Source organism: Rhizobacter sp. P2_H2 (assembly GCF_056403375.1).
Genome location: NZ_JBFUFP010000104.1, coordinates 1 through 9849, shown reverse-complemented (window position 1 = coordinate 9849; position 9849 = coordinate 1). Strand labels below are relative to the sequence as shown.

At 64.5% G+C, this 9849-nt stretch carries 11 protein-coding genes; 10 read left to right on the top strand and 1 reads right to left on the bottom strand.

Annotation, left to right across the window (positions count from 1 at the left end; genetic code table 11):
- The 3 genes from AC1D15_RS09040 to AC1D15_RS09030 all read left to right on the top strand — a co-directional run.
- Positions 1-1767, top strand: a 1767-nt coding sequence (locus tag AC1D15_RS09040; protein ID WP_477825718.1) for an RHS repeat-associated core domain-containing protein, incomplete at its 5' end; no start/stop codon positions are given.
- A 12-nt stretch (positions 1768-1779) separates the two neighbouring features.
- Positions 1780-2214 carry a barstar family protein gene (locus AC1D15_RS09035; protein WP_477825717.1) on the top strand — a complete coding sequence of 145 codons (435 nt, stop codon included), beginning with the start codon at positions 1780-1782 and terminating at the stop codon, positions 2212-2214.
- Positions 2211-2570 (top strand): immunity protein Imm33 domain-containing protein, encoded by a 360-nt coding sequence (locus AC1D15_RS09030; RefSeq protein WP_477825716.1) that lies wholly within the window; start codon positions 2211-2213, stop codon positions 2568-2570. The genes AC1D15_RS09035 and AC1D15_RS09030 overlap by 4 nt, the downstream gene beginning before the upstream one ends.
- Before the next feature lie 188 nt (positions 2571-2758).
- Here AC1D15_RS09030 and AC1D15_RS09025 read toward each other — a convergent pair whose 3' ends face one another.
- Positions 2759-3382 carry a hypothetical protein gene (locus AC1D15_RS09025; RefSeq protein WP_477825715.1) on the bottom strand — a complete coding sequence of 208 codons (624 nt, stop codon included), beginning with the start codon at positions 3380-3382 and terminating at the stop codon, positions 2759-2761.
- A 195-nt stretch (positions 3383-3577) separates the two neighbouring features.
- Here AC1D15_RS09025 and xylF point away from each other — a divergent pair, with 195 nt between their 5' ends.
- From xylF to AC1D15_RS08990, 7 genes are all read left to right on the top strand, one after another.
- Entirely contained in the window at positions 3578-4612 is a 1035-nt protein-coding gene (gene xylF, locus AC1D15_RS09020) for a D-xylose ABC transporter substrate-binding protein (protein ID WP_477825714.1), read from the top strand.
- 53 nt (positions 4613-4665) lie between these two features.
- Entirely contained in the window at positions 4666-5796 is a 1131-nt protein-coding gene (locus AC1D15_RS09015) for a sugar ABC transporter permease (RefSeq protein WP_477825719.1), read from the top strand.
- Positions 5796-6560, top strand: a complete 765-nt coding sequence (locus AC1D15_RS09010) for an ATP-binding cassette domain-containing protein (protein WP_477825713.1) — start codon at positions 5796-5798, stop codon at positions 6558-6560. Before AC1D15_RS09015 ends, AC1D15_RS09010 begins: the two co-directional genes overlap by 1 nt.
- 133 nt (positions 6561-6693) lie before the next feature.
- Entirely contained in the window at positions 6694-7281 is a 588-nt protein-coding gene (locus AC1D15_RS09005; RefSeq protein WP_477825712.1) for a DUF2889 domain-containing protein, read from the top strand.
- 32 nt (positions 7282-7313) lie between these two features.
- On the top strand, positions 7314-8489 hold the full coding sequence (sucC, locus tag AC1D15_RS09000) for an ADP-forming succinate--CoA ligase subunit beta (RefSeq protein WP_047501160.1): 1176 nt from the start codon (positions 7314-7316) through the stop codon (positions 8487-8489).
- Positions 8490-8521: 32 nt separating this feature from the next.
- Positions 8522-9415: a succinate--CoA ligase subunit alpha gene (sucD, locus tag AC1D15_RS08995; protein WP_047501162.1), complete on the top strand. Its 894-nt coding sequence runs from the start codon at positions 8522-8524 to the stop codon at positions 9413-9415.
- A 164-nt stretch (positions 9416-9579) separates the two neighbouring features.
- On the top strand, positions 9580-9849 hold a 270-nt coding region (locus tag AC1D15_RS08990), incomplete at its 3' end, for a TerC family protein (protein WP_477825711.1).

Here is a 9849-nt window from a genome sequence, read left to right as displayed (position 1 = left end):
CCTGCGATCAGCGGCCTGGTGCGCACGGTGAGCCTGCAATACAACGCGCTGGGCAGCATCCTCTACAAGAGCGATGTCGGCATCTACAACTACGGCGCGCAGGGGGCGACCTCGGTTCGACCGCACGCCGTTCAAAGCATCGAGGGAGCCGCAGCCAACAGCTATGGCTTCGATGCGAACGGGAACATCGCGAGCGCGACGGCGGGCAAGTACCGCGGGATCGCGTACACGGGCTTCAACCTGCCGGACAGCCAGAGCGGCGTGCAAGGGCCGTCAGGCGGACCGAGCTACGTGTGGAACTACGACGAGGACCATGCGCGCATTCGCGAGGTGCGGACGATTCCGAGTGGCACGAACGCCGGTACTCGAACGACGTGGTACCTGCACCCGGACAACACGGGTGGCCTGGCCTTCGAGAGCGAAGTCAATACGCCGACAAGTCCGAGCGCAGCGAACCCTGCGGTCACGAGCAACCGCCACTACCTGAGCGCAGGCGGCCAGAGCCTCGGSGTGCTGGTCACCACCGGMGCGCTGCCKWCRCTYGGATCCACGCAGACCGCACCACCCGTGCAGTCGAGCCTGAGCGCGGTGAAGCTGGAGTAYTGGCACAAGGATCACCTGGGCAGCATCGCGGCGACGACSGACCACAACGGCGAYGTGACGGCCCGYGAYGCRTACGACCCGTTCGGCAAGCGGCGCTTYGCSAACGGCAACTACGACGCGACAGGCGCTCTCGTCGTCGATTGGAGTCCCGCCGTCAACAGCGGCACGGACCGCGGCTTCACCGGCCATGAGCAGCTCGACGACATCGGGCTCACGCACATGAACGGGCGGATGTACGACGCGACGATCGGGCGCTTCCTATCAGTGGACCGCGCGGTGACGCAACCCTATGAGCTACAGAGCTACAACCGCTACAGCTATGTCGAGAACAGGCCACTGAACAGCACGGACCTGAGCGGGTGGAATCCAAATGAGCTGACACCGAGCAAGGCGCCAGAAATCACTGTAAGCGACGCGCCGCCGATCTTGACGATGGCCACGGTGGAGGTAACGGCCGGTGCTACGACCCATACGGTGTCAAACGGCCCCGACAACAGCTGCACGTCATCGTGCGCCGGTAGCGTCTTTGGTGGACCACCGAAGGTCCAGATGCTCGGAACTCAGAGTGCGCTCGGTGGTGGGCTTCGCTGGAATACGGCGGAGAGGCGCCGTCAAATGATTGACCCGACGCTGGATCCGATGTGGCGTACCGCAGGCACGGGCTTGGCAAGTCTGGCTGCCGTGACGTGGGGAAGCATCACGGGCAATGAAGCATTGGTTGAGGCAGGCTTTGACGGTCCCAGAGATCTAGGAATCTCCAGCGGAGAAGGCGTCGCAATGGCCGTTTTCCTGGGCTTTGGAGGAAGGCAGGGGGGCGGCCCCAAAGGAGTTACCGCAAAGGGGGCTGCTGGCGAGACGCCCTTCATCAACGGCGTGAAGGTGACTGACCGTGCGACAGGAAACGTCCTCCAAGGCACGGTCGATCTRACACCGACACTCGATCGCATATCTGCCGGCAAGAGCTTTCCGAGCCGAAACGATGGTTCCGTGTTCGCGAACAAAGAGGGACTGCTACCGCAGCAGCCAAGCGGCTACTATAAGGAGTACGTGCATCCGACTCCTGGCGTAAACGGCCCGGGCCCCCAGCGGATCGTGAAGGGACAAGGCGGGGAAACCTTCTACACGCCGGACCACTACCGCACGTTCATTCGAGTGAATCCATAGGCGGAGCAAACGATGGCAGCTGTCAAAACGACATTCGAGTACTCCGACTCCCCGGACCCCATGTTCGAGCAGGACGACTTCGTGCTGAAGGTTCCTGCTGGGATTCGCTTCAAGGGCGAACTACTGGCAGCCTTGGCGCGCACTGGCAAATTTCCTGACTACTTCGGTGGAAATTGGGATGCATTGCAAGACTGCCTCCGTGATCTAAGTTGGATAAGTAATAGGAAGGTTGTGGTTCTACACAGCGACCTTCCGTTGCATAACAATCCGGCAGAGTGCCGCACCTATCTGGAGATACTTCAAACGACGCTTTCTGATTGGGCAAAGAGCTTCGAGTCGGATACTGTCGAGCCTCCGCTTGCGTGGTCATATGTCGACCACGAACTTCGAGTTGTCTTCCCTGCCCGATCCAAGGGAGTTGTTGCTCGTTTCATTGCTGGGGCATGAAGTGTGACGTGGCCCAAATGCTCGTCAAAGCACAGCAAGCGATTTGCAATCGGTACGGCGCACCTTATGTCGCCTGCGACTTGACCCTGAAGGTTGGGGTATCAAGGAATCTAAGAAGCGGTGCTATGCCAGTCAACGGACTGCGCGTAGCGCCGCAACACGATACGTGTGGGTGGTATATCTGGGCGGGCGAAGATTGGTCTGATGACAAGAATTTCTTTCTTCCCTTGCACGCCTTGCATCTGGAGGAGTGGGCGCCCATCGTTCTCCCATATCTGGGGCTCGCTCCAGGTTGGCGCTTCCTCGCTACGAGTACGCATGAGGACGTATGGCTAGATGAAAAGTTGGTCTTGTGATCGGTGCTTGGAAGCTGAAGAGCMTAGGTGTTAACCGAGTCCGAAGAGTTCGCCTCGGCCGCTGTATCCGACGCGCTGAGGCTCGATCGCTCATGGGCAAGTGACGGAACAAAGATGCAAGCATCGATCCAATCCCTTCTAAATCTTGGCCCTCTTCCGAGTTCATCCACTGCAACTGTCTCAGAGGTTCAAGCCATTGAGGCGCAATTATCGACAGTTAAAAAACCAATCTCGGACGAGGAGGCCCAGGCACTGCCCAAGCTCTTTGGGCCGGATGACTGCTTTGGGCTTGCTTGGACCTTGCTCCATTTAATTGAGAGCGCGCCGAACTGGCCGATCAACGATGCAATGAATGGCTTGGGTGGTGAGTGGATTGATCGACTTCGAGAAAGATCCGTGTAGTAGATGCCGATGTTTTCCGCCCATGGGGATGGTATATGGCCCTGATGATGTCCGAGCGGATTAAAGTTGCGGTCGAATCTATCGGCGCTTGCGGGACAGCGTTTCATCGAGTGAACTGACGGATTGCGCGCTGGAAGATCGTGGAACACAAGCCTGCCGATGCGGAACTCACGATCCGCATTCCCATGTCGGGAGTCAGCCGATATGTGGCGGAGCTGGCCGCTCGCCATCACGTGACGTACTCGCGATGCCGGGTTGACGAGTGGGCCCACGTCGTCACCCGACTTTCCGGTGACGAGGTCCGGTCTGACGAAACCTGTGACCTGCTGGTCGCGCTCAGGCGAGCACACAAGTTGACCGACCTCGAGATGGCGGCACTGCTCATCAGCCATCTGCGAGAGAGAAAGCACGTCCGAGTCTCCGAGGATTCCGAACCCCGTGCGGTCTCTGAGGACGCGACTCAGGGCTTGTCCCGATGACGCCGAAACGGATTGCAGCAACATTTCGTTCGTCACTCAAACTATGTCGGCGCGGCCCAACTTGCGCCCGCCGGCGGCCGAAGTGATGCTCCCACAAGACAGACCCCCACAAGACAGGAGAGAGACATGCAGTTCAAGCACACCCTGGGCGCCGTCGCGTTCGCGCTCGCTTTCGGATCCCTCAGCACCGCCGCCCAGGCGCAGCTCACCGTCGGCGTCAGCTGGTCGAACTTCCAGGAAGAACGCTGGAAGACCGACGAGGCGGCCATCAAGGCCCAGCTCGAGAAGCTGGGCGCCAAGTACGTGAGCGCCGATGCCGGCGGCTCGCCCGAGAAGCAGCTGGGCGACATCGAGGGCCTGATGTCCAAGGGCGCCAAGGTGCTGATCGTGCTCGCGATGGACAAGGACGCGATCCTGCCGGCCGTCAACAAGGCCGCGAAGCAGAAGGTGCCGGTGGTGGCCTACGACCGCCTGATCGAGGCGCCCGGCGTCTTCTACATCACCTTCGACAACAAGGAGGTCGGCCGCCTGCAGGCGCGCGCCGTCTTCAAGGCCCAGCCCAAGGGCAACTACGTGATGATCAAGGGCTCGCCGACCGACCCGAACGCGAACTTCCTGCGCGAAGGCCAGCAGGAGGTGATCGACGCCGCCGTCAAGAAGGGCGACATCAAGATCGTCGGCGAGGAGTACACCGACGGCTGGAAGCCCGAGGTCGCGCAGAAGAACATGGAGCAGATCATCACGAAGAACGGCGGCAAGATCGACGCGGTCGTCGCGTCGAACGACGGCACCGCCGGCGGCGTGGTGGCCGCGCTCACCAGCAAGGGCATCAAGGGCATCCCGGTGTCCGGCCAGGACGGCGACTTCGCCGCGTTGAACCGCGTGGCCGCCGGCTCGCAGACGGTGTCAGTCTGGAAGGATGCGCGCGACCTGGGCCGCGAGGCCGCCAGCGCGGCGGTGGCACTCGGCGGCGGCAAGTCGCCCGAGAAGGCCGTCAGCTGGAACGGCGGCGAGAAGAAGATCGCGCTGCAGTCGCGTTTCCTGGCGCCGGTGGCGATCACGCGTGACAACCTCGACCTCGTCGTCAAGGCCGGCTGGATCAAGAAGGACGAGCTGTGCAAGGGCGTGACGGGCGACAAGGTGCCCGCAGCCTGCAAGTGAGTCCATTGATCGAACAGTTGCGTCGCGCCGCCGTCGACTGGCGGCTGGTGCTGATGGGCCTGGTGCTCGCCGTGATGTCGCTGGTGTTCCACGCGATGTCCGGCGGCATCTTCCTGTCGCCGGAGAACCTCTACAACATCGCGCAGCAGACGGCGGTGGTCGGCATCGTCTCGACGGTGATGGTGCTGGTGATCGTCGCGCGCCACATCGACCTGTCGGTCGGCTCGACGATGGGCTTCGTCGGTGTGCTGATCGCCTACCTGCAGTACACCGCCGGCTGGTCGTGGCAGGCCGCTTGCCTGGCCGGCCTCGCGGTGGCGCTGCTGGTGTCGGTGTACCAGGGCGGGCTGACGGCGGTGCTCGGCGTGCCGTCGTTCGTCGTGACGCTGGGCGGGCTGATGTCGTTCCGCGGCGCGGCCTTCCTGGTCGCCGACGGCAAGACCCAGCCGGTCAGCGACGACTTCTTCGTCAACCTCGGCGGCGGCTACGACGGCGCGATCGGCGTCGGCCCGAGCTGGGTGCTGGGCGGGCTGCTCGGCGCGGCGCTGGTCGTGCGCATGCTGCTGCGCCGGCGCGCGAAGCAGCGCCACGGCATGGCGCTGGAGCCGCTGTGGGTCGATGCGCTGCTGACCGGGTTGACGATCGCGCTGCTGCTCGGCTTCGTCGCGTTGATGTCGGCCTACCGGATCTCGTCGAAGACCGAGGCGCAGGGCATCCCGGTGCCGGTGCTGATCTGGGGCGTGGTGGCCGGCGGGCTGTCGTTCATCGTGCACCGCACCCGCTTCGGCCGCTATGTGTTCGCGATGGGCGGCAACCCCGATGCCGCGGCGCTGGTCGGCATCCCGGTGCGGCGCGTCACGCTGATGCTGTTCGCGCTGCTGGGCGTGCTGATCACGGTGGCGGCGATCGTCTCGGTGGCGCGCCTGAACGCCGGCACCAACTCGCTGGGCAGCGGCATGGAGCTCTACGTGATCGCCGCCGCGGTGATCGGCGGCACCGCCTTGTCCGGCGGCAGCGGCTCGATCCTCGGCTCGGTGCTGGGCGCGCTGATCATGCAGTCGCTCGACAGCGGCATGCTGCTGCTCGACGTGCCGATCGGCAAGCGCATGGTGATCATCGGGCAGGTGCTGATCGTGGCCGTCGTGTTCGACGTGCTGTACCGCCGCTACGTGCAGGAAAGCTGATGGAACCCCTCGTCGAACTGGTCGACATCCACAAGGCCTTCGGCGGCGTGCGCGCCGTCGAGGGCGTGAACCTTACGCTGTACCCGGGCGAGGTGGTCGCGCTGCTCGGCCACAACGGCGCCGGCAAGTCGACGCTGATGAAGATGCTGGCCGGCGCCTACCCGATCGACAGCGGCGAGACCCGCATCGGCGGGCAGAAGGTGCACATCCGCACGCCGGCCGAAGCGCAGTCGCACGGCATCGAGACGATCTACCAGACGCTCGCGCTGGCCGACAACCTCGATTYGGTCGCCAACCTGTTCCTCGGCCGCGAGAAGCTGACGCCGTGGCGCACGCTGGACGACCACTTCATGGAGGTGCAGGCGCGGCAGGTCTTCCAGCGCCTGAACAAGAACTTCACCAACATCCGCACGCCGGTGCGCCGGCTGTCGGGCGGGCAGCGGCAGGTGGTCGCGATCTCGCGGGCCATCTACTTCAATGCGCGCATCCTGGTGATGGACGAGCCCTGCGCGGCGCTCGGCCCGGAGGAGACGCGCATGGTCGGCAACCTGGTGCGCCAGCTGAAGTCCGAAGGCGTCGGCATCTTCCTGATCAGCCACGACATGCCCGACGTGTTCGAGCTCAGCGACCGGCTCGCGGTGATGAAGAACGGCAAGCTCGTGGGCACCTACCGCACCGCTGACGTGACCGAGGACGAGGTGCTCGGCATGATCATCCTCGGCAAGCAGCCGGTGGGCAAAACGCAGGCATTTGCGCCGGCTTGACAGCCCGCCGCGGCGCTTGCTGCGGTGCGGGATGCTACATTTCGGGGGTTTGCCCTAGGGCCCGCGCGGGCCGATGCCTTCCGGCTCGTCCGCGGCTGTAACCACCCTGAAACCCATCCCGATCGCTGTCCTGATGGCCTTGCCCACCGCCGCGCCCGAGCGTCAGCTCAAGCATCGACGCAGCATCGACGTGCGCGTCTATGCGCGCGGCAACGGCTTGTGGGAAGTGGATGCCCACCTCAGCGACATCAAGACCCGTGACGCGACGCTGGCCGGCGAGACCCGCCATGCGGGCGACCCGATCCACGACATGCTGCTGCGCCTGGTGGTCGACGAGGCGTTCAACATCGTCGAGGCCGGCTCCGAAACCCGCTGGATGCCGTACCCCGGCCACTGCAACGACCTCGGCGATGCCTACGCTCGGCTGGTCGGCCTGAACCTGCTGCAGGGCTTCCGCGCCGCGGTGCGCCAGCGCCTCGGCGGCGTGCTGGGCTGCACCCATCTGACGGAAATGACCCAGGTGCTGCCGACCGCGGTCGTGCAGGCCTTCGCCGGCGAGGTGCTGGACACGCGGGAGGACAATGCGTCCGGCCGCCAGCCGTTCCAGCTCGACCGCTGCCATGCGCTGCGCACCGACGGTCCGGTGGTGCGCACCTTCTACCCCCGCTGGTACCGAGCGTTGCCTGTGCCAGGCACCCCCATCGACGGGCCTGCCCGTTGAACATTTTTAGAAACTGAGCGAGAGAGTCCGCGATGAAAATCCATGAGTACCAAGGCAAGGAAATCCTGCGCCAGGCCGGTGTCCCGGTCCCGAAGGGCTACCCGGCATTCAGCGTGCTGGAGGCCACCGAAGCGGCCCAGAAGCTGGGCGGCCCGGTCTGGGTCGTGAAGGCGCAGATCCATGCCGGCGGTCGCGGCAAGGGCGGCGGCGTCAAGCTCGCGCGCTCGCTCGACGACGTGAAGAAGCTGTCCGGCGAGATCCTCGGCATGCAGCTGAAGACGCACCAGACCGGCCCCGAAGGCCAGAAGGTGCGCCGCCTGCTGATCGAGGAAGGCGCCGACATCAAGAAGGAGTACTACGTCGCTGCCGTCACCGACCGCGCGACGCAGAAGGTCGCGATGATGGCCAGCAGCGAAGGCGGCATGGACATCGAGGAAGTCGCCCACAGCACCCCCGAGAAGATCCTGAAGGTCTTCATCGACCCGCTGACCGGCATGACCGACGCGCAAGGCTACGAGCTCGCCAAGGGCATCGGCGTGCCCGAGGCCTCGCAGGCGCAGGCGGTCGACGTCTTCAAGAAGCTGTACGGCTGCTACATGAGCACCGACGCGTCGCTCGCCGAGATCAACCCGCTGATCCTCGAAGGCAACGGCAGCATCAAGGCGCTCGACGCGAAGTTCAACTTCGACTCGAACGCGCTGTTCCGCCACCCCGAGATCACCGCCTACCGCGACCTCGACGAAGAGGATCCGGCCGAGATCGAGGCCAGCAAGTTCGACCTCGCGTACATCCAGCTCGACGGCAACATCGGCTGCCTGGTGAACGGCGCCGGCCTCGCGATGGCGACGATGGACACCATCAAGCTGTTCGGCGGCGAGCCGGCCAACTTCCTGGACGTGGGCGGCGGCGCCACCGCCGAGAAGGTCACCGAAGCCTTCAAGATCATGCTGAAGAACCCCAAGGTGAAGGCGATCCTCGTCAACATCTTCGGCGGCATCATGCGCTGCGACACCATCGCCGAAGGCGTGATCGCCGCGTGCAAGGCGGTCAACCTGTCGGTGCCGCTGGTCGTGCGCATGAAGGGCACGAACGAAGACCTGGGCAAGAAGATGCTGGCCGACAGCGGTCTGCCCATCATCAGCGCCGACTCGATGGCCGAAGCGGCCCAGAAGGTCATGGGCGCCCTGAAGGCCCCCCTGAAAGCCTGAGCCTCCGCGCGACGACCCCCCAAGGAAATTCCATGAGCATCCTGATCAACAAAGACACCAAGGTCATCACGCAGGGCATCACCGGCAAGACGGGCCAGTTCCACACCCGCATGTGCCGCGACTACGCGAACGGCAAGAACTGCTTCGTCGCCGGCGTGAACCCGAAGAAGGCCGGTGAAGACTTCGAAGGCATCCCGATCTTCGCGAACGTCAAGGACGCGGCTGCCAGCACCGGCGCCACCGTCAGCGTGATCTACGTGCCGCCGGCCGGTGCCGCGGCCGCCATCTGGGAGGCCGTCGAGGCCGACCTGGACCTCGCCATCTGCATCACCGAAGGCATTCCCGTGAAGGACATGCTGGAAGTGCGCAACCGCATGAAGCAGAAGGAAGCCAAGGGCGGCAAGCAGACGCTGCTGCTCGGCCCGAACTGCCCCGGCCTGATCACGCCGGACGAGATCAAGATCGGCATCATGCCGGGTCACATCCACCGCAAGGGCCGCATCGGCGTCGTGTCGCGCTCGGGCACGCTGACCTATGAAGCGGTCGCACAGCTCACCGAGATCGGCCTCGGCCAGTCGAGCGCGGTCGGCATCGGCGGCGACCCGATCAACGGGCTGAAGCACATCGATGTGATGCGCATGTTCAACGACGATCCCGAGACCGATGCCGTCATCATGATCGGCGAGATCGGCGGCCCGGACGAGGCGGATGCCGCCCGCTGGTGCAAGGACAACATGAAGAAGCCGATCGTCGGCTTCATCGCCGGCGTCACTGCGCCCCCCGGCAAGCGCATGGGCCACGCCGGCGCGCTGATCTCGGGCGGCGCCGACACGGCCGACGCCAAGCTGGAGATCATGGAAGCCTGCGGCTTCACCGTGACGCGCAACCCGTCGGAGATGGGCAAGCTGCTGAAGGGCCTGCTCTGAGCACGCTCGCCTAGTCGCCCGAAAAGGGGCCGCCTTCGCAGGCGGCCTTTTTTTTGAGGGGGGACTACCGGCCGCTGTGGAAACTACAGAAGCCGGGCGCCCGTCGGCTGAAAGACAATTCCGCCTTTCTCGGACAYACACAACAACCAGGAGGATCCACACCCATGGACTTCACGTCAGGAGCCCTGTGGGGCGCCTTCGGCGCCATCATCGCCGCCAACATCCTGCTGTCGGGCGACAACGCCGTGGTCATCGCGATGGCCGCCCGTTCGCTGCCGCAGGAGCAGCAGAAGAAGGCCATCTTCTGGGGCAGCGCCGCCGCGATCGTGATGCGGATCGTGCTGACCATCGTCGCGGTGCAGTTGCTGCAGCTGCCCTACCTGAAGGTGATCGGCGGCGTGCTGCTGCTGTGGATCGGCGTGCGATCGGCGTGC

Coding starts and splice junctions, on each gene's coding strand:
- AC1D15_RS09035 (WP_477825717.1), top strand. CDS start 1,780: ATGGCAGCTGTCAAAACGACATTCGAGTACTCCGACTCCCCGGACCCC.
- AC1D15_RS09030 (WP_477825716.1), top strand. CDS start 2,211: ATGAAGTGTGACGTGGCCCAAATGCTCGTCAAAGCACAGCAAGCGATT.
- xylF (WP_477825714.1), top strand. CDS start 3,578: ATGCAGTTCAAGCACACCCTGGGCGCCGTCGCGTTCGCGCTCGCTTTC.
- AC1D15_RS09015 (WP_477825719.1), top strand. CDS start 4,666: ATGGGCCTGGTGCTCGCCGTGATGTCGCTGGTGTTCCACGCGATGTCC.
- AC1D15_RS09005 (WP_477825712.1), top strand. CDS start 6,694: ATGGCCTTGCCCACCGCCGCGCCCGAGCGTCAGCTCAAGCATCGACGC.
- sucC (WP_047501160.1), top strand. CDS start 7,314: ATGAAAATCCATGAGTACCAAGGCAAGGAAATCCTGCGCCAGGCCGGT.
- sucD (WP_047501162.1), top strand. CDS start 8,522: ATGAGCATCCTGATCAACAAAGACACCAAGGTCATCACGCAGGGCATC.